Origin of the sequence: Gaoshiqia sediminis (genome assembly GCF_025907915.1) — a bacterium.
GTDB classification, from domain to species: Bacteria; Bacteroidota; Bacteroidia; order Bacteroidales; family Prolixibacteraceae; genus Gaoshiqia; species Gaoshiqia sediminis.
On record NZ_JAPAAF010000002.1, the window covers coordinates 298153 to 321792 of the forward strand.

Annotated in this window: 21 protein-coding genes; all 21 read left to right on the plus strand. The window is 44.6% G+C overall.

Annotated elements, in window-relative coordinates; all coding sequences use genetic code 11:
* Positions 1 to 50: 50 nt before the first annotated feature.
* The 21 genes from N2K84_RS02930 (at position 51) to trpB (ending at position 23631) form a co-directional block, all read left to right on the plus strand.
* The gene (locus N2K84_RS02930) at positions 51 to 932 is read left to right on the plus strand and encodes a hypothetical protein (RefSeq protein WP_282590275.1); all 882 of its coding nucleotides are present in this window, start codon (positions 51 to 53) and stop codon (positions 930 to 932) included.
* A 77-nt stretch (positions 933 to 1009) separates the two neighbouring features.
* Complete coding sequence (locus N2K84_RS02935; protein ID WP_282590276.1) at positions 1010 to 2245, plus strand: glycosyltransferase family 4 protein; 1236 nt, start codon at positions 1010 to 1012, stop codon at positions 2243 to 2245.
* Between the two features lie 59 nt (positions 2246 to 2304).
* Positions 2305 to 2898 (plus strand): sugar transferase, encoded by a 594-nt coding sequence (locus tag N2K84_RS02940; protein ID WP_282590277.1) that lies wholly within the window; start codon positions 2305 to 2307, stop codon positions 2896 to 2898.
* 9 nt (positions 2899 to 2907) lie between these two features.
* The gene (locus tag N2K84_RS02945; protein ID WP_282590278.1) at positions 2908 to 4071 is read left to right on the plus strand and encodes a DegT/DnrJ/EryC1/StrS family aminotransferase; all 1164 of its coding nucleotides are present in this window, start codon (positions 2908 to 2910) and stop codon (positions 4069 to 4071) included.
* Between the two features lie 67 nt (positions 4072 to 4138).
* Positions 4139 to 5764, plus strand: a complete 1626-nt coding sequence (locus N2K84_RS02950) for a glucosamine inositolphosphorylceramide transferase family protein (protein WP_282590279.1) — start codon at positions 4139 to 4141, stop codon at positions 5762 to 5764.
* A gap of 36 nt (positions 5765 to 5800) precedes the next feature.
* The gene (locus N2K84_RS02955) at positions 5801 to 7135 is read left to right on the plus strand and encodes a right-handed parallel beta-helix repeat-containing protein (protein ID WP_282590280.1); all 1335 of its coding nucleotides are present in this window, start codon (positions 5801 to 5803) and stop codon (positions 7133 to 7135) included.
* A 53-nt stretch (positions 7136 to 7188) separates the two neighbouring features.
* Complete coding sequence (locus N2K84_RS02960) at positions 7189 to 8238, plus strand: glycosyltransferase (protein ID WP_282590281.1); 1050 nt, start codon at positions 7189 to 7191, stop codon at positions 8236 to 8238.
* A 111-nt stretch (positions 8239 to 8349) separates the two neighbouring features.
* The gene (locus N2K84_RS02965; RefSeq protein WP_282590282.1) at positions 8350 to 8868 is read left to right on the plus strand and encodes a hypothetical protein; all 519 of its coding nucleotides are present in this window, start codon (positions 8350 to 8352) and stop codon (positions 8866 to 8868) included.
* A 200-nt stretch (positions 8869 to 9068) separates the two neighbouring features.
* Positions 9069 to 10967: a polysaccharide biosynthesis protein gene (locus N2K84_RS02970; RefSeq protein ID WP_282590283.1), complete on the plus strand. Its 1899-nt coding sequence runs from the start codon at positions 9069 to 9071 to the stop codon at positions 10965 to 10967.
* 256 nt (positions 10968 to 11223) lie between these two features.
* On the plus strand, positions 11224 to 11484 hold the full coding sequence (locus tag N2K84_RS02975) for a DUF4834 family protein (RefSeq protein WP_282590284.1): 261 nt from the start codon (positions 11224 to 11226) through the stop codon (positions 11482 to 11484).
* A gap of 28 nt (positions 11485 to 11512) precedes the next feature.
* The gene (locus tag N2K84_RS02980; protein WP_282590285.1) at positions 11513 to 13066 is read left to right on the plus strand and encodes a glycine--tRNA ligase; all 1554 of its coding nucleotides are present in this window, start codon (positions 11513 to 11515) and stop codon (positions 13064 to 13066) included.
* A 449-nt stretch (positions 13067 to 13515) separates the two neighbouring features.
* Entirely contained in the window at positions 13516 to 14469 is a 954-nt protein-coding gene (locus N2K84_RS02985; RefSeq protein WP_282590286.1) for a DUF898 family protein, read from the plus strand.
* 56 nt (positions 14470 to 14525) lie between these two features.
* Entirely contained in the window at positions 14526 to 15224 is a 699-nt protein-coding gene (locus N2K84_RS02990; protein WP_282590287.1) for a hypothetical protein, read from the plus strand.
* 7 nt (positions 15225 to 15231) lie between these two features.
* Positions 15232 to 15924 carry a hypothetical protein gene (locus N2K84_RS02995; protein WP_282590288.1) on the plus strand — a complete coding sequence of 231 codons (693 nt, stop codon included), beginning with the start codon at positions 15232 to 15234 and terminating at the stop codon, positions 15922 to 15924.
* 114 nt (positions 15925 to 16038) lie between these two features.
* Positions 16039 to 17160 (plus strand): Sb-PDE family phosphodiesterase, encoded by a 1122-nt coding sequence (locus N2K84_RS03000; protein WP_282590289.1) that lies wholly within the window; start codon positions 16039 to 16041, stop codon positions 17158 to 17160.
* 642 nt (positions 17161 to 17802) lie between these two features.
* Positions 17803 to 19209: an anthranilate synthase component I family protein gene (locus N2K84_RS03005; RefSeq protein ID WP_282590290.1), complete on the plus strand. Its 1407-nt coding sequence runs from the start codon at positions 17803 to 17805 to the stop codon at positions 19207 to 19209.
* A 10-nt stretch (positions 19210 to 19219) separates the two neighbouring features.
* The gene (locus N2K84_RS03010; protein ID WP_282590291.1) at positions 19220 to 19789 is read left to right on the plus strand and encodes an anthranilate synthase component II; all 570 of its coding nucleotides are present in this window, start codon (positions 19220 to 19222) and stop codon (positions 19787 to 19789) included.
* A gap of 74 nt (positions 19790 to 19863) precedes the next feature.
* On the plus strand, positions 19864 to 20853 hold the full coding sequence (gene trpD, locus N2K84_RS03015; RefSeq protein WP_282590292.1) for an anthranilate phosphoribosyltransferase: 990 nt from the start codon (positions 19864 to 19866) through the stop codon (positions 20851 to 20853).
* Between the two features lie 33 nt (positions 20854 to 20886).
* Entirely contained in the window at positions 20887 to 21669 is a 783-nt protein-coding gene (gene trpC / locus N2K84_RS03020) for an indole-3-glycerol phosphate synthase TrpC (protein WP_282590293.1), read from the plus strand.
* Between the two features lie 6 nt (positions 21670 to 21675).
* A complete protein-coding gene (locus N2K84_RS03025; protein ID WP_282590294.1) occupies positions 21676 to 22374 on the plus strand; it encodes a phosphoribosylanthranilate isomerase in 699 nt (232 codons plus the stop codon).
* Between the two features lie 75 nt (positions 22375 to 22449).
* Complete coding sequence (gene trpB, locus N2K84_RS03030; RefSeq protein WP_282590295.1) at positions 22450 to 23631, plus strand: tryptophan synthase subunit beta; 1182 nt, start codon at positions 22450 to 22452, stop codon at positions 23629 to 23631.
* Positions 23632 to 23640: the final 9 nt, after the last annotated feature.

A 23640-nucleotide genomic window follows, 5' to 3' on the forward strand; every position in this document is an offset into this window, starting at 1 on the left:
GTAATCCTTTTGGCTGGGGCCTCTCTGTTTAAACGAAAAAAGATCGTAGTATGAAGCTGGATGAATTAGTCGCAATTTATCGCGGATGCGGCTACTCGGTAAGTAATATTGAAGGGCAGTATTTTCTTAATCGAGGGTGCATCAATTATTCTTTTCCGCAACTTTCCAATGTTTCATTGAATCCAAAGATTATCAGTAAACTGAAATGGAGATACCTGATCTCGGTTTTAAAGGTAAGTTCACCAATAAAAAATACACACGAATTTATCATTAGAACAAAAGAGTACCGGATCGACATGCTTCCCCACCGGACACGGCCCACTACCCGGAAAAGTTTGCGGGAGTGTGAGTTCAGGGTACCCTCGGTTGAAGATTTGATGAGGGAAGGTCTTTATATCAACCGTCAAACCATGAAATTGCAACAACGGGACGATAAATATCTCACCAATGAAAATCAATGGAAGAGCTATGTGACCTCATTTTATGGCCACGAAGATGTAGCCATGCTAGGTGCTTACTATGCCGGAAAATTGATTGGGTACATCATCGCGTTTAAAGCGGATGGGAAATATCATGTAGTTAATCAGTATGTTGACCGTAATTGGCCAGGGCTAGCGCCTTTAAATGGATTGATATATACTTTGTTTAATAAAATTATTGAGAAGGAGGGGGAGTTGATATTTTCCGACGGGATGGAATCGTTCAGTCCCCTGCCGGAGTTAAACCGGTTTAAACGGACCATGCTTTTTGAGCCGGTCCCGGCTACGCGTGTTTATATTCTTCATCCTGTTCTGCGGGTTTCTTTGTGGATAGTTATCTTTCTATATGTCAAGATATTGGGAAAGAGGAGTGTCAAAAATAAATTTATTCAAAAGATAATCCGCTTATATCAGGGACAGCGCATTCTGGATAGGATGACTGTCGAAAATTAGTTTCTAAACTTGCCAACATAGCAAGCTGTATAACTGCATTGTAATTCTTGACAACTATCAACCAAAACGATAAGCCAATGATTTTGCTGGTATCCGCCGTATTTCCGCCCGAGCCTGTTGTGTCGGCAACTATTGCCCACGATTTAGCGGTAACACTGTCGGATGATGTGACAGTCAGGGTTTTAAGACCGAAGCCGACACGGCCTTACGGGTTCAGTTTTGATTGCCTTCGGATGGAGTATAAAAAGTTTGAACACGTCATTCTTCCTTCATATACCTGCGCCCGTTCTGGCTTATTTGGCCGGATGCGGGAAAGTTACAGCTTCGGGAGATATGTTGCCCGGTACATAAGGGAACATCGCGACAAAATAGCAGTTGTTTATCTTAATGCCTGGCCTTTATTGGCGCAATACCTGATCGTCAGAGCGGCAAAGCATTGTGCTCTTCCATCTATTGTTCATGTGCAGGACATTTATCCTGAGTCCTTGTCAACTAAAATTCCGGTATTCTGCAAATTCATTCACAGGTTATTAATGCCCTTAGATATTTATATTCTGAAAAATGCTACGCGTGTGATCGCTGTTTCGGAGAACATGAAGCTCAATTTTATACGAACAAGGGGTATTCTCGAAGAAAAAATTGCCCTCATTCAGAATTGGCAGGATGAGGCTGACTTTATTAAATACCACTATCAGAAGAAGGATCTGTTGTATGGTCAGGCCAGTAAAAAACCTTTCACGTTTATGTATTTGGGGAACATTGGCCCTGTTGCCGGGGTCGATTTTTTGATTAAAAGCTTTGCCCAGGCCAACTTGTCCGACGCCAGGTTGGTCATTGCCGGTTCCGGGTCAATGAAAGAAGAATGTCAGCGAATTGCCGAAGGGTGTAAAGATACACCTATCTTGTTTTGGGATGTACCGGCGGGGAAAGTGCCCGAAATTCAAGACCGGGCCGATGTAATGCTTCTTCCGGTTAAGCGAGGTGCTGCGATGAGCTCCATCCCATCAAAGCTGGTGGCTTATTTATATTCGAAGAAGCCGGTCATTGCCTGTGTTGATCAACAAAGTGATTCTGCCAGGGCTATTGAACAGGCCCGTTGTGGTTGGGTTGTTCCGCCTGAGGAAATGGGCGAACTGGTAGCCATCTTTCGGTTGGTGAGTGACCTGAAAAAAGCTGAGTTAGAGGAAAAAGGCATGAAGGGGTATCAATATGCGACGAACAATTTCTCGAAAAAGCATAATTTGAAGAAAATAGTCGAAATGATTTTGCAAGCTGCGAATAATCAGGGTATTTCGGCCAACTGGGCTGATTGAGGTCTTTCCTGCTGTGAGATTGAATTTATACCATTTGTGAAGCTCATGACATTTTTCAGATGAAGAGGACTTTTGATTTCGTTATGGCCTTGTCGGGTTTAATCCTTCTTTTTCCCCTGTTTTTGTTGGTGGGTATTCTAATTTATTTTACAGATGGTTGGCCGGTATTTTTCAAACAAAAGCGGATTGGAAAAAACGGGACGCCATTCCAATTTTTCAAATTCAGATCGATGCGTGTTTCGGGTTCAGGTCAAACAGAAGAATTTGGTGCCGGTGATCTCAGCAGGGTGACCCCATTCGGGAAATTTCTTCGAAAAACAAAACTCGACGAATTGCCCCAGTTGATGAATGTTGTGAAGGGAGATATGTCGTTGGTGGGGCCCCGCCCCGAAGTGGGAAAGTGGGTGAATGTTTACCCCGAACGTTGGGCAAAGGTTTTGTCTGTTCGTCCGGGAATTACGGATCATGCAGCTTTGGTGTTCAGACACGAAGAAGATCTGCTGGCAAAAGCTGCCGATCCGGAAAGAACCTACCGGGAAGTGTTGCTTCCTCGTAAGCTCGACTTGTACGAAGCGTATGTTGACCAGCATTCCCTGGCCAGCGACCTGGTATTGGTTCTAAAAACAATTTATTGCCTTTTTGTCAGGAAATAAGTGAAGCCCATGAAAATTCCGTTTTCAAGAGTCCCTATGGCCGGGAACGAGTTGAACTTTGTGAAAGAAGTTCTTGAAAGTGGTTGGCTCACCACTTCCACCAAAGCTCTTCAGTTTGAACGGTTATTTGCCGAGTACCTTGGCGTGAGGTATGCCTGTGCAGTAAATTCGTGCACCGCCGCCTTGCACCTTGCCGTGGAGGCTGTTGGTATCAAAGCGGGGGACAAAGTGCTGGTTCCTACGATGACGTTTACGGCAACGGCAGATGTCGTGAGGTACCTCGGGGCCGATCCGGTTTTTACGGATGTTGAGTATGGTACCTGCCTGCTTACACCGGAGATACTGCAAGCAGCCTTGGCAATAAATGGAAATGTTCGGGCGGTTATGCCGGTTCATTATGGCGGGCAGGCAGCCAGTTTGGCAACGCCTGAGGGAAACGGGATTGTGGATATTTGCCGATCACGGCAAATTCGTGTGGTTGAAGATGCAGCGCATGCTTTTCCAACGAAATTTCAAGGCCGGTTTGTGGGATCGTTTGGTGATGTTACTTGTTTTAGCTTTTATGCGAATAAAACCATAACAACCGGTGAAGGTGGCATGCTGGTTACAAATGATGAGGCTATTTATAATCGGGTGAAAACCATGCGGCTGCACGGGATTGACCATGATGTGTGGGACCGGTACACCAATGGGAAAACGTCGTGGGAATACGATATCGTTGCTCCCGGGTATAAATATAATATGCCCGACATCAATGCTGCTGTTGGTCTTGCCCAACTGGGAAAAGCCGATTTTTTCAGGGAGCAGCGCCAGCGTTGTGCCTTGTATTATCTGAATGAGCTGCAAAATTTGTCTGTGGTTGACCTGCCCTTGTGTGTTGGCCCGGTCGAAAATCATGCCTGGCATCTGTTTCCTATTATTATCAAACCGGATGCGCCTGTTTCCCGGAACGAATTTATCCACCGGATGAGCCAGCAGGGGATTGGTACTTCGGTGCATTATAAGCCACTGCACCGAATGAGTTATTACCGCGACACCTATCAGCTAAATGAAAAGGACTTTCCCAATGCCGAACGAATTTGGCAGGGAATAGTCTCGCTGCCCATTTATCCGGATTTGACGGATGCAGAATTGAAATATATATGCGCAGCCATCAGAAATATTCTTTCTTGATACTATGCTCGGATTTGTTTGTTGCATGTCCGCCTTCACGTCCCTGTTCCAGTAAGTCGTTTTTAAAATGAAAAATGTTGTCCATGTTGGGATTATCCTGAACGGCGAGCTTATTCCCTGTTGGATCTACCAGGTAGTAGCGAAAATAGCAGGTTCCAATTATGCCGATTTAAAACTGATTGTCCTGAATGAAAGTGCCCGTCTGGAGGATAACGATCCGAAAGCATCGTTTTTTTTCAAGTTGCACCGGAAGTTGGACCGTCAGGTTTTCGGCAAGCGTTACAATTTTAACCAACTGGTAGATGCGACTGCATTATTTCAGGGAATCGCACGCTGTTCACTTAGTCCGAAAAATGAAAATGCTTGGTCGGAAATTGCATCGTATAAACTGGATGTACTGCTTAATTTAAGTGCGGTTGATTTCTCCACATGCCAATTCCCGTTGGCACGTTTCGGAGTATGGCAATATGTTATTGGTGAACGGAATTGTAATAGCCTTGCTTATATTTATGGGCAAATGATTAACGAGGGCCCGGTTATGGAGATATCTGTCCGGGCAACAAACGGCGAATTTGAACGTGAGGCTGTCATTCACCGGAGTTGGGTTCCAGTTAATTACCATTCCATTCAAATTAACCAATATCATTTGTATAGCTTTTGCTCTTTGATTTTACCACGATTGCTTGCAGGAATTTACAAATTCGGGACTGCCTATTTTGGTGGGCAAACATTGCATTTCAGAATGACTCTTTCGGAACAAACAAGTGCTATTTTTTTTTCGCCTTCAAATTACCAAGCAGTTGTCAATGTTTTTAAAATGCTTTCCAGATATTTAAGTTGCCTGATCGCGCATCAAACTAGTGGAATATGGTTTTTAATGCTAAAAGTTGATTCGGAAATTTTTCCAATATTGCCGAATGACTATAAAGCATTAATTCCACCCAAGGACAGGGCTTGGGCAGATCCATTTGTACTTAGTCGGGATGGTAATATTTTCATTTTTGTTGAAGAGTTTTTGTACAGGGACGGAAAGGGATATATTTCGTTGTTAGAGATTGGAAAAGAGGGTGACTTGTTCAGTTTTGAGAAAATACTTGAAAGACCTTTTCATATATCATATCCTTTTATTTTTGAATTGAATGCTAAATGGTATATGATTCCAGAAACTTCTGCAAACAAGACAATTGAGTTGTATGAGTGTGTCGAATTCCCTCGGAAATGGAGCTTTGTGATGAATTTGAAGGAGGATATAAATGCGGTTGACAGTACGATCTTCTTTAATAATAACCGATGGTGGTTATTTACTGCGGTAAGCGAGTTGTCAACTTGGTCGGATTATAAAGAATTACATCTTTTTTCTTCTGATACGTTATTTACAGACAAATGGGAGCCTCATCCTCTAAATCCAATTGTGACTGATGTGAGAACTGCTCGTCCGGCAGGGCGTATTTTCATGAAGCACGGGCAAATTTACCGGCCCTCCCAAGATTGTTCCTTCAGGTATGGTCGTGCTTTTAATTTGAATCAAATAACCACGCTGAGCGAAAATGCGTATGCTGAAACGATGCTCTCTAAGATTGAAGCAGGCTGGGATGCTGATGTGAAAGGTACACATACCTTCAATTGTGATAAAAAAATTGCAGTTATTGATGCATATCGGTATCGAAAACGCTTTGCTAATAGATTATTTTAATGTAAAGATTAACAGACTGATTTAATATGCAGAAAAATGAATATGGGTTATGTCGTTTTATTGATGATCATTCTATCGTCATGTGGATGCCATCAGGAGGATCTAAAGCCGACTGATCAAGATACCACCCAAGCGAATCTAATTGATACTACCGGTGATAATGAAGTTGTGGTGTGGGGAGAGAAGGCTACCTATTATGTGGCACTGAATGGAAACGACACGAATCCAGGAACGGTTGATCAGCCATGGGCTACCTGGCAAAAGGCATTCTCGAAGGCCGGTGCCGGAGATACGGTTTTTATTCGCGGAGGGGTGTTCTATGCTGATAAAATGGATGAGTTTGGGGTATATGTTGTGAATAGAAAAGGTGCCCATGCAAACCCAATCTGTATTTTTAATTATCCGGGCGAAATGCCTGTGCTTGATTGTTCTACCATAACAAATACCGAGGCAAATACTGGTATATTGCTTAGTAAATGTTCTCACTACTACTTAAAAGGATTAACGGTGACCGGGATTAGTCAACATGCACAAAGTATTGAGTCTTGTGGTTTTTCATTCGAGCTGGGAGGAACTTACACTGTTGAGAATTGTGTTTCTCATGGCAACGAAGGGTCCGGTTTTCAGGGATATGCCCTCGATACAATCTCCCTGATCAATTGCGATGCGTACGATAACTTTGACATTTCGACAGGAGGGTATTCAGGTGGGCAGGCCGACGGCTTTGTAATTTGTTTTACTTCACAGCATGCTTATACCTATTTCAAAGGATGTCGGTCATGGTACAATTCGGATGATGGGTTCGATTGTTGGGAGAATGAAGGGATCGTTGTTTTTGATGCGTGTTGGTCCTTTAACAATGGACGGGGAAAAGGAGATGGCGGTGGCTTTAAATTAGGACAGACACGAAAGCCGCAATTGGATGTCCATCAAAGGGTCTTGACAAATTGCTTGGCTTTCAATAACCGGTTTATAGGGTTCAATCAAAACGATGGCAACGTGAAGATGACTTTTTACAACAATTTTGCCTTCGATAATGATAATATCGGGTTTGATATCGGGCAATACAATTTGCCCATGATTGTCCGCAACAACATTAGCTATAAAAACAGCCGGTCAGGTTATTTTTCAGCTAATAGTAAAATTGACCATAACAGTTGGACCGCTTCGACCAATGTTACCGTATCAGATGCTGATTTTGTGCGTGTTGATACGGCCCGTGTATCCGGTAAGCGTCAGCCAAATGGCGATTTGCCTGCCATCGATTTTTTAAGGCTGGCTACGGGAAGCGATCTGATCAATGCCGGTGTTGATGTCGGTCTGCCCTTCCTTGGGAATGCACCTGATTTAGGCCCTTACGAGAAGGAATAGTCAGAATATTAATCTTCTCAGTAAAAGCGTTCAATTCTTTTGATTAAAACAAAATGCCTGCAATTATTATAGATCCAACAGTGAATATTCAATATTCATCCTTTTATATTAAAGGACTGGAGATTGTTTTTGGAAAGGTTAATGTTCGGTTTTCTTCAAAATATTTTAAATCTCTTAAAAGGCAAAAAGAGCGGAATTCATACGAGCACTATATGGCCTTTGTTCTCGTCGATAAAGATTGCTTAACTAAATATGTCATTGACTTTCGTGATAAGGTTGAAGTGAAAGAAAGTGCTTATGATTGGTGTGATAAGTACGCAAAAATTAATTATCACAAGAGATATACAGGCTCAAGGTTTTCGTCGAAAATGATTTCCATTCCACCCGGCTTCGGAATCCGCATTTGGGGTTTGTGGGAAACAATATTTTATGGCATTTCTAATTTTGCAAAGTGTAATTTTTCTCCTGTAACATCGGGGAAGCAATTTTTTGCAGATTATTTTTTGTTGTACTTGAGGCGCTTACCCATAGAGGGTTATTCAAAAAATGACCAACTTAAAGAGTATGAGAGCATGGAAAGTAAGGAAAACTACGTTTTTTTTATTTCTACTCTTTGGCCGCATGAAAATTGTCTTAAAACCACCAATGTTTTACGGAAGCATTTTATTGAAACTTGTAAGAATTTTCAATTCATTGACTTTGAGGGCGGTTTTTACGCTAATTCGTCACATCCTCAATATGAGGAGTTTAAGCAAATTGTTTTTACAAAGCCATATTCTGTTAAAAGCTATTTAGATAAGACAAAGGCGTCGTTGTTTGTATTTAATACTCCTTCAGTGCATAACTGCCACGGATGGAAGTTGGGTGAATTTCTAGCAATGGGGAAAGCTATTATCTCGACACCTTTATCAAATGAATTGCCTGAAGCGCTGGTGCATGGAAAAAACATCCACATTATTTCTGATTTTTCTAAGCTAGAGGAGACTGTTAGATTAATAGTTAAAAATAAGAAATACAGGCAACATTTAGAGGTTGGTGCAAAAGCGTATTATTTAAAGTATGTTAAGCCAGAAAGTGTAATCAGATATATTTTGAATTATTGAATGGGTGAATTCTTTCGCGTAGCCCCATTGATTCAAAATACTGTTTTAAATTAATCCACTGATGCTGTCGGTGAGGGGAGAGGATTATGCAAAGTCAATATATTCAAATTTATGAAGACGAATGTAAGTATAGCCAACAACAGCGCGTGCAATTTTCAGAAAGAACCGATAGTGGATGCTAGTAGAAAGAGGCATCTGCTTTACCGAATCGCCAAAAAGATCCCGAACAAGCTTTTCACCTTGCAGGGGCGGATAAAATATCGGGCCGTTCAATGGGACAACAGGACAGCTTCAGATAAACCGGTCACAAAATCACTAAACTTGCGGCCCGGAGAATGGGTAAAAGTTCGGTCGCTGACTGAAATTGCCTTGACACTCGACAAAAACGGGAAATACAGGGGCCTGTACTTTATGCCCGAGATGGAGCAATTTTGCGGAGGGAAGTATAAGGTCTTCAAGAAGGCTGAAAAAATTAAAATGGAATCGACCGGAGAATTGCGCAAATTAAAAAGCCCCAGTTATTTTCTGGAAGGGGTTTATTGTACCGGCGAATTTCAGGGAGGCTGCGACCGGTCATGCTTCCACTTCTGGCGGGAGGAGTGGCTTGAAGGAGCAATTGAACAAACTTAACAATAGGAATCACCGATATGATCTGATCGTTTTACCGAAACAACACACCCAAATATTTGTGCCGACAGGGCAAATCCATTTTGATTACAGTTTGTGATTAATGCCCTGAAACTGAGAGGTCGGTACTGGTACATTCTCCATACACGATATTTGTAACCACTGGACACATGGTCGATTTATTTTGTAAATACATTAAAAAAATGATCTTGCCACGGTGGTTGGTTTTTCTGGCAGATACCGGAATCACAGCGACAGCCTTTTTGTTGGCGTACATCCTGCGTCTGAACATTTATATCGATCAGGCATCTTTTGGGCAGGTGATGGTGCAATTGGTTGGTGTCATCTTCCCGGTTTACGGGGGAATATTTTTGTTGGCAGGTATTTATCGCGGAATTCTCCGGCATTCGTCCATAGAGGATGCTGCCAGGCTGGCTCTCAGCGTCAGCGCGGCTATGTGCGCGGTTTACCTGGTATCAGCTGTTGCGCACCTACAATTTGTACCAGGCATTCTGATTATTCCTTATTCTGTGGTTTTTGTCCATGCTGCTGTCACCTCTGTGATGCTGATGGGGTTTCGGCTGATTGTACGCAACATGTACCACACATATGTGGTCCCACATAATGGATACAGGCGAGTGCTCATTTTTGGGGCAGGAAAAATGGGACGGATTACTCTTGGCGTGCTCGAGAGCGACCCGTATTCACAGGTGCATGTGTTGGGCTTTATTGATGATGAAAAAGCGCTAATTGGAAAACGATTGGCCGGAAAGCCGATCTATTCAGAACAATATGCCTTTGATAAAGTAATCGAACGTCTGGATGTACACGAGATTATCATTGCAGTTAATCACGGGGGAATCGCTCCTGACCGGCAAAAGATTTTGCTGAATCACTGTCTGTTATTTGGAGTACATGTACGTATTGTGCCGCCATTAAAAGACTGGATTGATGGTAAACTACGCATGCAGCAAATCCGCGATGTTAAAATTGAGGATTTGTTGGGGCGCGAGCCCATCGAAATTAATTTCGACAAAATTTCACGTTCATTAAAGAATAAGGTGGTTTTGGTAACGGGTGCAGCAGGGTCAATCGGTTCCGAAATTGTCAGGCAGTTAACCGTATTCGAGCCTAAAAACATTTTGTTGCTCGATCAGGCAGAAACACCCCTGTATGACCTTCAGCAGGAATTGTTGTCCTCTTTTCCGGGAACAAAATTCAGGGTGGTGATGGCCAGTGTTGCCGATCCTGTCCGGATGCGGCACGTGTTTGACGAGTTTCGGCCGCAGTATGTATTTAACGCCGCTGCCTATAAACATGTACCGCTGATGGAGGCAACACCCTACGAGGCCATTCGTGTAAATATTGGCGGAACTCGCCTCCTGGCAGACTTGTCTGTGGAATTCGGTGTGAAAAAGTTTGTCATGATTTCTACTGACAAGGCCGTCAATCCGACGAATGTTATGGGCGCCTCCAAACGGATCTGTGAGATTTATATTCAATCTCTTTCCCGGTTGACCGATGTCCACACACAGTTTATCACCACGCGCTTCGGAAATGTATTGGGCTCAAACGGATCGGTGGTGCCGCTGTTCCGCAAACAAATAGAGGCTGGTGGCCCGGTGACGGTCACTCATCCCGATATCATTCGCTACTTTATGACCATTCCCGAAGCTTGTCAGCTGGTGCTGGAGGCTGGCTTTATGGCGCGTGGCGGCGAAATATTCATGTTCGACATGGGTGATCCGGTGAGGATCTATGAGCTGGCCGTGAAAATGATTACCCTGGCCGGTTTGAAGCCGGAAGAAGACATCCCGATTCAAATTACCGGACTGCGACCGGGGGAAAAACTATTTGAAGAATTGCTTGCCGATAAAGAAAACACGGTTCAAACCTATCATCCCAAAATAAGGGTCGCCAACGTGTGTCCTTTCGATTTCGAGATGGTTAAAAATGAAGTCGATTCGTTATTACAGGCGAGCCAAACGGATTCGGATACCAAGCTGGTTGCCCGGATGAAAGCCATAATCCCGGAGTTTCATTCCCAAAATTCCCAATTTGTTGTACTAGACCACATTGCCACCAAGGAAAAGAGAAAATGAGCGTTGCCTTGCGGATAAAGCGTTATCATTAACAAAAGACAGCGAGTTAAATTTGGCACGTCAAGGTGCAATTCCGTTATCTCGGAAAGGTGTACAAATTGTTGTATTTCCGGCAATATTCAGCAAAACCATTTTATGGCGGGGCATTCCCCGCTTTTTTTTTGCCCTGCCGAAAAAGGTTGCGCAGCGGCTTTGGTCGGAGTATGTTGGTTTCACAATTAATTATTACTTTTACAGCCGCTGATTTTCAAGAGTTATGATTGTATTGAATGTGATCCTGTTTTTTGTGAATTTTTTGCGAACCTTACTTTTTATCCTGATTATTTATTACGTGATCAGGTTTATAAACCGGTACATCCTGCCTTTTTTCAGCAGTCAATCCGGCAGGCAGGGACAATCAACAAATTACCGGAACAGCCGCCCTGAAGGCGATGTTCGACTGGAGAAAAATCAGCCCCGAAACTCACGAATTCCCAGAGATGAAGGTGAGTATGTCGATTTTGAAGAAGTAGATTAATTTCCTTTAAGAAGATAAATTGATAACTATGGCTCAGGAAGATATTTTTAAGAAACTGGTTGCCCATTGCAAAGAGTATGGATTCGTTTTTCAATCCAGCGAAATTTATGACGGATTGGGCGCCGTTTATGACTACGGACAGAATGGTGTGGAACTGAAGAATAACATCAAGAAATATTGGTGGGACAGCATGGTGCTTTTACATGAAAACGTGGTGGGGATCGACTCGGCCATTTTCATGCACCCGACGATCTGGAAAGCTTCCGGCCACGTGGATGCTTTCAACGACCCGCTGATCGACAATAAGGACTCGAAAAAACGTTACCGCGCCGATGTGCTGATTGAAGAGCAACTGGCGAAGTACGAGGAAAAAATGAACAAGGAAGTGGAAAAGGCCCGCAAGCGTTTTGGCGATGCTTTTGATGAGGCACAATTCCGCGCCACCAACCAGCGTGTGCTGGCCAACCAGGAAAAATGGGACCAGCTGCACACGCGTTTTTCCAACGCGTTGAACGATAGCAACCTCGATGAGCTGAAACAAATCATTATCGACGAAGAGATTGCCTGTCCCATCAGCGGCAGCCGCAACTGGACCGATGTGCGCCAGTTCAACCTGATGTTTTCGACCGATATGGGCTCAACAGCCGATGGCGCGCAGAAAATTTACCTTCGTCCCGAAACCGCGCAGGGCATTTTCGTGAATTACCTGAACGTGCAGAAAACCGGGCGAATGAAAATACCCTTCGGGATTGCCCAAATCGGGAAAGCATTTCGCAACGAGATTGTCGCCCGCCAGTTTATTTTTCGTATGCGCGAGTTCGAGCAGATGGAACTGCAGTTTTTTGTGAAACCGGGAACCGAACTCGACTGGTTCGAGAAGTGGAAAGAAACCCGAATCAAGTGGCACCGTGCGCTGGGTTTTGGTGACGATAACTACCGTTTCCATGAGCACGAAAAGCTGGCGCATTATGCCAATGCAGCGGTCGATGTGGAATTCAAGTTCCCGTTTGGCTTTAAGGAAGTGGAAGGTATCCACTCGCGCACCGATTTCGACTTGTCGCAACATCAGCAATATTCCGGCAAAAAGATTCAATATTACGATCCCGAGTTGGGAGAATCGTATGTGCCTTTTGTCGTTGAAACGTCAATTGGTGTCGACCGGATGTTCCTGCAAGTTATTTCGGCTTCGTATTGCGAAGAAGAGGTGGGCACGGCCAGCGGTGAAAAAGATACCCGCGTGGTGCTGAAACTTCCGCCCGTACTAGCTCCGGTAAAAATGGCCGTGATGCCGTTGGTGAAAAAAGACGGCCTGCCCGAAAAAGCCCGCGAGATTATCGACGAACTGAAGTTCGATTTCAACTGCCAGTACGACGAGAAAGATTCTATTGGGAAGCGCTACCGCCGTCAGGATGCTATTGGTACGCCTTTCTGTGTTACTGTTGACCATCAATCGCTGGAAGATCAAACCGTGACGATCCGCTACCGCGACACCATGGAGCAAGACCGCGTGCCCATTGCCGACCTGAAGGGCATCATTGGCTCACAGGTAAGCTACAAGCAGTTATTTGCAAAACTGAATTAATACGTCGCTGCGGCGATATGACAAAGACTGTCCCTGCTGGGGGCGGTCTTTTTTTTGGTCAATTTTTGGCTTGCCGGCAAAAAAATCCGGATTCAGGATCGAATGAAAACTCATCTCTTCCAAATTTTAAAATGCATGAGGGCGAATAATCTTCTCCGTTTCATTCACTCAAATGGCTAAAAACAGATCGTTCATGAGCTGGGAATAGGGGTTTCATGCAAGAAACAAGGTTGTTCATCAAATAGATGCTTGTGGTTATTTGTTTTATCTGATTTTTTGATAAATTGTACACGCTTTTTTTGTGGTGAATATCGGAAAGTTCTTTTTTGAAGAACTAATAATGGTCCCAAGAAGCACTAAACTGAATTGTAAGTGAAAATAGCAGGAAATGAATAGAAGAGGCGTATTGAATTCGCCAATCAATAACCATCAACTAATAAAAACAACTTATGAAAAACTATTTTAACTTTCAACTAACCGGTAAAAAACTGTTCCCCATTTGGGTATTGTTCCTGATACTGTTTTTTGTTCCATACATCGGCTTGCTTGTAAGCATTAAGTCGGTTGAGTCTGGTGGAAAACCTTCCCTGATTTTTCTACCTGCAATGTTCCTGCTAATCATTGTGGCCCTGGCACTAACCTTCTTTTTGGCCAAATATTTCATTGAAGGAGTGGCGTACAAAGAACAAACAATCAAGTTTTCAGGAACCTTCGGGAAATACCTGGGCACCATGTTGCTGGGTTTCTTTCTGAGCATAATTACCCTGGGAATTTATGGAGCCTGGTTCATGCGCGACTTGCACCGCTTTTTTGTCAATCATTCTTCCTATCAGTCAAATTCGTTCAGGTTTCAGGGAAAAGGAAGTCAATTGTTTGTCATCATCTTGCTAACCCTCATGCTGCCAACCATTGCCATCTCCGTTTTCGTGGCAACCATGATGCTGAAAAGCCCTGGGAATGCCGCTTCTGTGGTAATCATTCAGCAACTGATTACACTGGTTATCATGGTTCCGTACACCTATTTGGTGTATAAATGGATGGTGAATGTCGATTACAAGGGGATGAAGATTGCCTGGCAGACTGATTTCTGGAATGCCTGCGGGAATATTGCCCTGGAGATAGTTCTGACCATGATCACCTTCGGTATTTATATGCCATTGGCGATGGTCCGTCTATACAAATATTTCTCGGACCGGACAGTGGCCAGCTCGTCCGAACGAATACTTCGTTTCGGTTATGACGCCGATCAGCTTAACGATTTCCTGTATCTGTGGGGGCAAATACTGCTGACAATTGTTACGCTGGGAATCTATTATCCGTGGGCTATTTGCAACATCGGAAGCCGAATGTTGGGCAGAACTTGGTTGCTCGAAGAAGTAAGTCCGGCAACCGCAACTGCTTAACTGATGTCATTTTGAACACCAAATAACCAGTTGTGAAATTTCTTTTAAGAGCTAAGATGAAAATGTTTTTTGTTGTGCTTTGTATGCTGTTTCTGACCTTTCAGGCATACGCACAAGTACAGAAAGGCGACCTGATCACGTCGGTGGAAGGAAACTACCGGAAAGATAATCGCGAAAGCGGAGTTTATACCAACTCAACTTCAATACAGAGAAACCTGCTGGATGTTGGAGGAATGGTTGGTTTCGCTTTTTCCGACCGGATTGTTGCCGGGTTCGGATTGGATTATGTGAACAACAAAGAAACCCGGACCAATCGGTTGTTTTTAGCCGATCAGCTACAGATGGAGGAAATGCAACTGAAGTCGAAGGGCTTTGCCCCCAATCTATTCCTGGGTTATTATTTTCCTGTTGTTGACAGGCTGTACCTTAGTTCGACACTGAAAGTTAGCTATGGAAAAATCAAATCGGATTTCGGAAGCATTTATGTTGGCAGGGAGATGCTTAATTCAGAAGGTTTAACTTCCCTGGATCCCGATAAGAACTATGCAAGAGGTTACTCCGGAAGTTCTGATGCCGACTTATTTGGGCTCAGCCTGAACCCTGAGCTCACCTGGTTTGCAATCGAAAAGTTTGGCATTTATCTTGGGCTTGGGGGAATTGAATACGCACTGTCGGATTGGGATACTGATAATTCAAATTGGTTGATCAGCTTTAGCCCTGCTTATTGGACTTTCGGGATCAAAATCCGGGCATAAATTAGAAATGATGGAATACAATTGGAGACTTTGCTTGCTGTTATTTGCCATTTTGCTTGGTGTGGGAATATCGTGCAATAAAGATAGGACTGATTATCCAATTACCTATACAAGCAGAGTTGTGCAGGAAGCCGGGATCCGGGTTTTTACACGCAACGGCGAGATAATCTCCCAGCCATTGAAAGATGAGGTAATCAGCCGCTGTGCCGGCTTTTTGCCGGAGTTGGAAGAGATAGATGTCGCGGAGGTTCTCCAAGCAACATATTTATCTTGCCGCAGCGTTGAGTTGATAATCGACCAGGTCCCGGAAGAAAAAGCCAGAACGGTAAATCAGGTTGATGACATAATCTACTGGGAAAATCCGGATTCTGCCTTGATAGAGAATGGTTTTTTATTCAATGGCTCGAATAATTTATTGGCTTATTACCCGTTTTATTATCGTGAAATTCCGATTCCTACACCCTCTGGATTTACTACTGTTATCATGGCAAGGCATTGCTATTATGTTGAAAAAGAAAAGGAGAATTTACATGTCCCGATGCTGGATATGATTTTAAAATGGGGGAGCGAACCTTATGAATGTTATCCGGCTATTGGGATAAACAATGCACTCAAAGAAGGTGGGTATACTGGGTTGGCAGGAACGGATACCCTGATAGTTCGGGATTATGTTTTGGTCATGACCCCATATATTCGGTAGGAGGGCAGAAATAAAGATTACATAGAACCCGTCAAATCACAACCGGCAATTCTTTGGCCGATTTAATGCCATCAAACCAAAGGATTTACCTAATTTTGTCAAAAATTGCTGGTCATGAATTTGTCGAAATTTGTATTTGCGTTTTTGCTTGTTTGTTTCATCGCGTCCCTGCCTTCCGTTGCACAAAACCGTCGCGAAGTAGCCATCCCCGATATCCTGGGTTACCAAACGCTGAAATGTGATTTCCATATGCACACCGTGTTCTCCGATGGCGATGTGTGGCCAACCGTTAGGGTACAGGAGGCTTGGCTTGACGGTTTGGATGTGATCGCGATCACCGATCATATTGAATATTTGCCCCATTCACAAGACATTGAGGCCGACCACAACCGTTCTTTTGAAATTGCCAAACCCCTGGCCGACCAAATGGGCGTTCTGCTCATTCGCGGAACGGAGATTACCCGGAAGATGCCTCCCGGGCATTTAAATGCGATTTTCATCAAGAATGCGAACCTGATTGAACGCGAAGATTGGTGGGAGGCTTGCGTGGAAGCGCAGGAACAAGGTGCTTTTGTTTTTTGGAATCATCCGGGCTGGAAGGCCCAGCAGCCTGAAAAGACCCTATGGTGGAGCGAACACACGCGCTTGTTGAATGCCGGTATTTTGAAAGGTATTGAAGTTTTTAATTACGATGAATACTATACGGAGGCTTTAAAATGGGCGGATGAGAAAAAGCTGACGATGTTGGCCAACTCAGATGTTCATTCACCTATCGGAATGACTTATCCTGTTGGGCAGAAAACACGCCCGATGACCCTCGTTTTTGCAGTAGATAAAACGGAAGAGGCCGTAAAGGCTGCCCTGTTAGATCAGCGCACAGCTGTTTATTTTAACAATACCATTATGGGCGATCGTCGGTTCCTGACGCCGATTTTTATAAATTCAATCAAGGTCATGAGCCAGAAAATCGGGTTAAAGAATCAGGATATCAGTCGTTTGCAAATCCACAACAGCAGCGATGTGCCCTTTCTTTTGAAACAACGACAGCCTTCGGTCGGTTTTTCCTGTCCGGATGACATTTTGCTGGAACCTCATCGCACAGTTACCATTGAACTTACAGGGACATCCGACGAGGTGGCTCAAATGAGCGTATTGAAAATGTTTTATGAAGTGACCAACCTGATTACTAAAAAGGGAGAGAACTTGCCCGTTAATATTGATGTACCCAACAGATAATAGAAAAGCGGTGGCTAGCACCACCGCTTCCCTCTAAACAAACAACTAAAATTACCTTTCAAGCTTTGCAATTGCTCAACCAATCAACCCCATTAAGTGCGAAAAATATAAAAAGATTGCAAAGCTGTAATTACAATACGTTAAGGGCATAAAAATTGTTGCACTTGATCAGAGCTTTCGTGATTTTTTTGTCTTCACTTTTTTGCTTCTTGTTATACCTGTAACGGGTTAATTGGATTTTGGGTTTCAAAGCCAACTTCTTGGCGAAATGTGATTTTCTGAAATATAGTGTGTTGAAGTCATTTTCTTTCAGGTTCCTTTCATTTTCAATCTGTCAAATTTCAATAAATATTTGCATTTAAATGAAATAATTCATTCTTTTACATTCAAATTCTGACAAAAAAATAAATACAATATGGCTTCCGTGGTGGGGTCTTCTTGAAACAAGAAGTAACAGCCATATTGGTATTTTTAAAAATATTAACGATGAACACATTCATGACAAAAAATTGGTGGTGGCGCAAAACTTTTTCACAATACCGTGGAGAGAAGTAGCTGTCATGCCCCACATGAATGATGAAAGCGGCTTATCGGAACACGGTAAGCCGCTTTTTTTATGTGCAAAAAATAAAAATATCAAATATGAATCCAATACCCGTAAAAGTAACCGTCAAAAAAATTCTGGCCGACACGCTCACACCGGTCAGTGTGTATTTGAAGTTTCGCGAGTTGTTTCCGCAGTCGATTTTGCTCGAAAGTTCGGACTACCACGGCAATGAAAATGCCTACTCATTTATTTGTATCAAGCCGCTGGCCTGCTTTACAGCCGATCAAGGGCAAATTACTATCGAGAATAAAGGGCACCGCGACCAGCAAATCGCAATTGAAGACCATCACACGGTTGCCCGTGAGTTAAACAACTTTTTTAAATCGTTTCAACTTTCAGGCGATACAGCTGATACTCCTGCCAACGGATTGTTTGGCTACCTGAGTTTCGACTCGGTGAAATATTTCGAGAAGATTGAAATCACCGCCGAAAAGAAAGAAAGCTATGCCATTCCTGAAGTGAAGTATTGTTTTTACAAGTACATTCTGGCTATTGACCATTCGAAGGACATGATTTCGCTGATTGAAAACCTTCCGGACGGCGAACCTGCCGAGATGGGACAGATTGAGTCGTTACTGAAAAACCTTTCATTTCCGGCAACCAGGTTTGAAATTGAGGGAGAAGAGGTTTCCAACATCACGGATGACGAATACCGCCACATGGTCACCAAGGGGAAAGAACACTGTTATCGCGGTGATGTGTTTCAGATTGTGCTTTCTCGCCAGTTCTCGCAACAATATAAAGGGGATGATTTTAACCTTTACCGGGCATTGCGGTCGGTTAATCCATCGCCTTATTTGTTCTTCTTCGACTACGGTGATTTCCGGATTTTTGGCTCCAGCCCGGAAGCTGAGCTACGCATTAAAAAAGGACGGGCCATCATCAATCCTATTGCCGGTACTTTTCGTAGAACCGGGAACGACGAGCAGGACCGAGTATTGGCTGAAAAGCTGTGTGCCGATCCGAAAGAAAATGCAGAGCATGTGATGTTAGTTGATTTGGCCCGCAACGACCTCAGCCGAAATGCCGATGATGTGAACGTGGATAATTTCAGAGAAGTACAATACTTCTCGCACGTCATTCACCTGGTTTCGGAGGTGTCGGGACGATTACCGGCCAATACCAACATGGTGACGGTACTGGGTGATTCATTTCCGGCCGGAACCCTGTCGGGTGCGCCCAAGCACATGGCCATGCAGTTGATTGACCGGTACGAAAACCAGCGACGCAGTTATTATGGTGGCACGATTGGCTTTATTGGATTCGACAACAGCCTTAACCACGCCATTATGATCCGTTCGTTCCTGAGCAAAGGGAACACATTGTATTACCAGGCGGGAGCAGGCATTGTGGCCGACTCGGTAGAGGAAAACGAACTACAGGAAGTAAACAACAAACTGGCTGCACTGAAAAAAGCCATCGAAATTGCCAAAGAAATTTAATCCGACAGAAATGAAAATAGTAGTCATTGATAATTACGACTCGTTCACCTACAACCTGGTGCATGCCATCAAAAAGATATCAGGCCTACCGGTTGATGTGATCCGCAACGACGAGCTTGAGCTGAGCGATCTGGAAAAGTATGATAAAATTGTGCTTTCGCCAGGTCCCGGGATTCCCGAAGAGGCTGGCCTACTGATGGACATCATCCGCGAATTTGCCCCCCGCAAAAGCATGTTTGGCGTTTGTCTTGGCCACCAAGCCATTGGCGAAGCGTTTGGGGCCAAGCTGATCAACATGAGCCGCGTGTTGCACGGCATTGCCACACCGGTTACACAGGTTGCTTCTGATCCGGTTTTGTTTGAGGATATTCCGGAAAAGTTTGATGCTGGTCGTTATCATTCCTGGATTGTTGACCAGGACGGCTTGCCCGATTGCCTGGAAATAACGAGTTTAGATGCCAACGGACAAATCATGTCGATGAAACACAAGCAGTACGATTTGCGCGGTGTGCAGTTTCACCCCGAATCGGTGCTGACCCCCCTGGGCGAAAAGATAATCGAAAACTGGTTGAAGAATTAACGCAAAGAAGAGAGATTGCTGAAAAGAAGATAAAACCTGGGATTTGAGTCCCGGATTCACAAATTCGAATTTTCATGAAAGATACGTTAAACTACCTGTTTACCGGGAAAAGCCTGACAAAGGAGGAAGCCCGGAACATCCTGGCCCGGATTGCGGAGGGAATGTTTTCGGAAGCCGAAATTGCCTCCTTCCTCACTGTGTTCCGGATGCGACCGGTCAAACCGGAGGAGTTGGCCGGTTTCCGGCAGGCGCTGCTAGATCTGTGTGTAGCGGTTGATTTTTCGGAATACAACACCATCGATGTGGTTGGCACCGGTGGCGATGGTAAAAATACCTTCAATATTTCAACGGCCAGTTGTTTTGTCTTGGCCGGCGCCGGATATAAAGTCACCAAGCATGGCAACTATGGCCTGTCGTCGGTGAGCGGCGCTTCCAATATGTTCGAGTATTTTGGCTATCAGTTCAGTAACGACCCGGCCAAGCTACGACGTGAGCTCGAAGAGATTGGCATTTGTTTTTTCCATGCGCCGCTGTTCCACCCGGCCATGAAAAACGTTGGTCCGGTGCGCCGGGCGCTGAAAGTACGGACCATCTTCAACATGATGGGGCCAATTATTAACCCATCATTCCCAAAAAACCAGTTGGTGGGCGTTTCCGATTTGGAGATCATGGATCTTTACCACCAGGTATTTCAGGACAGCGGGCAGAACTTTCTGATCGTTCACAGCCTGGATGGCTACGACGAGATTTCGTTGACCGGCGATGCTCGGTATGTTTCCAATGATACTGAAGACAACCTGTCGCCTGCCGATTTTGGCTTCAAAACCGTTAAACCGGAAGAACTCTCGGGCGGCAACTCGGTGGAAGATGCCGCTAAAATTTTTAAAAATATTTTGGAAGGAAAGGGTACGGAAGCTCAGGAAAACGTGGTGATTGCCAACGCTGCTCTGGGAATAAAATGTATGTTTCCCCAGAAAGCACTGGCCGATTGTGTAGCCGAAGCCAGCGAATCGTTGAAAAGCAAAAAGGCGCTGGACGTTTTCAGAAGATTGACAGGCGTATAATTTAAAATTTGAAATTCTGAACCCGAAATTGTTATGACCATACTCGACGAAATAAATGCCAATAAACGCCGTGAAGTGGCTGAGGCAAAAGAAAAAATTAGTCTGGATGATTTGAAGAAATCACCCTTTTTCAGCCGGAGGACCATTTCGCTGAAAGCAGCTTTGCATAAATCCGGGTCCAGTGGAATTATAGCGGAGTTTAAAACGAAGTCGCCCTCAAAAGGGGTAATTAACGAAAATGCAGAGGTGACAGAAGTTACCTCGGGCTATGTAGCTGCCGGGGTGTGCGGTCTTTCGGTACTGACAGACCGGAATTATTTTGGCGGCTCGTTTGAAAATCTGGCAAAAGCACGCTTTGCCAATCCGGCAACACCAATTTTGCGGAAGGATTTTATGCTCGATCCGTATCAGGTTTACGAAGCCAAAGCGCACGGAGCCGACCTGATTTTGCTGATTGCTGCCAGCCTGAGCAAAGAAGAGATGCTGAAGCTGACCGAACTGGCCAAAGAATTGGGCTTGGAAGTTTTGGTTGAGGTTCACACCCAAGAAGAAATTGAAAAACTGAACCCCTTGGTTGACTTGGTGGGCGTGAATAACCGTAACCTGAAAACCTTTGAGGTGGATGTGGAAACATCTGTCAGACTTGGAAAGTTATTGCCCGAATCGATGGTGCGCATCTCGGAAAGCGGCCTGTCATCGGTGGAGAATATCCGCTACCTTCGCAAAGCCGGTTTCGAAGGTTTTCTGATGGGCGAAAATTTCATGAAAACGGATGACCCGGCCAAGGCATGTGCCGAGTTTATCAAAAATTTGTAAGGGTGAATGTCAAAACATCATTTCAGTAAGAATATGGAAAGCGACAAGGCCCTGAAAATAAAAGTTTGCGGAATGCGCGACCCGGAAAATATCGACGCCGTTTGTGCAGCCCGTCCTGATTATCTGGGCTTCATCTTTTACCCGAAATCGAAACGATATGTTGGCGAAAAACCTGACCCGGCTATCTTTGCCCGGGTACCTTCAGAAATTGAAAAAGTGGGCGTCTTTGTGAATGATGAACCCAATGTGGTGATTGACAGTTGCCAACAATTCGGATTGGCCGTGGCGCAACTACATGGTTCAGAGACGCCGGACTATTGTGGAGCGGTAAAGAAAGCAGGGCTGACTGTTTTCAAAGCATTTTCGATAGATGAAGATTTCGACTTCGGCCTGTTGGAAAGCTACTCGAAGATGGTTGACTTCTTCCTGTTTGACACAAAAGGAAGGCTGCCCGGCGGGACCGGCGAAAAATTTAACTGGCAACTGCTGGATCACTACACAGACAATGTTCCGTTTTTTCTCAGCGGGGGCATTGGCCCGGGGGATGCTCCGGAAATCAGAAATATTAGCCACCCGCAACTGTTCGGAATTGATATTAACAGTGGTTTCGAATTGAAGCCTGCCCTTAAGGATGCCCGAAAAACAGCGAAATTCGTAAAAGAGGTAAGAGATTTCGGCATAAAGAGAAATGACACAGGGAATTAAAATTATAAATGAAAAGATCGCCAGATCTTTCCCTTTTTCTGGGGATAGAGTAGGGGGTCACAAAATCTCAATCATATGAGCTATCAAGTTAACAGAAAAGGTTATTACGGCGAATTTGGCGGAGCCTTCATTCCAGAGATGATGCATCCCAACATCGAAGAGTTGCAGGAAAAGTACATGGAGATCATCAATTCCTATAACTTCCGGCAGGATTTTGTCAATTTGCTGAAACACTATGTGGGCCGTCCATCGCCGTTGTATTATGCAAAACGCATGTCGGAACGCTACCAGAGCCACATCTTCCTGAAAAGGGAGGATCTGAACCACACCGGTTCGCACAAGATCAACAACACGATCGGACAGATTTTGCTGGCCAAAGCGCTGGGCAAAAAGCGGATCATTGCCGAAACCGGGGCCGGACAGCACGGGGTGGCAACGGCTACCGTCTGTGCGCTCATGGGCATGGAATGTATTGTGTACATGGGGGCACTGGATGTGCAGCGGCAGGCGCCAAACGTAAAAAAAATGCGTATGCTGGGGGCACAGGTCATTTCGGCCGAATCGGGCAACAAAACCCTGAAGGATGCCACCAACGAAGCTATGCGCGACTGGATCAACAATCCCGTGGACACGCACTATATCATTGGTTCGGTGGTTGGACCGCACCCGTATCCCGACATGGTGGCCCGTTTTCAGTCGGTGATTAGCGAAGAGATCCGCTGGCAGCTGGATGAACAGCTGGGCCGCGAATTACCAACGCGGGTAATAGCCTGTGTTGGCGGTGGTAGCAATGCTGCCGGGTCTTTTTACCATTTTCTGGATGAAGAGAGCGTGGAGCTGGTTGGTGTTGAAGCGGCCGGTAAGGGTGTGAACTCGGGCGAAAGTGCTGCCACTCTTTTTCTCGGGAAGCCCGGTGTTTTGCACAGTTCGCGGTCGATTGTCATGCAAACTGATGACGGTCAAATTATTGAGCCCTACTCGATTTCGGCCGGTTTGGATTACCCCGGAATCGGCCCCATGCATGCTCACTTGTTTGCCACTCACCGTGCCAAATACCTGTGGGCTACCGACACTGAGGTGTTGGATGCCGCCTTGGAATTGACCCAGCTGGAGGGGATTATCCCCGCGTTGGAGTCGGCCCATGCCCTGGCAGTACTTAAGAAAATAGACCTGAAGCCGGATGATGTCAATGTGGTGAACCTTTCAGGCCGCGGCGACAAGGACATGGAAACGTATTTAACTTATTTTGGGTATTAATATTTAGTA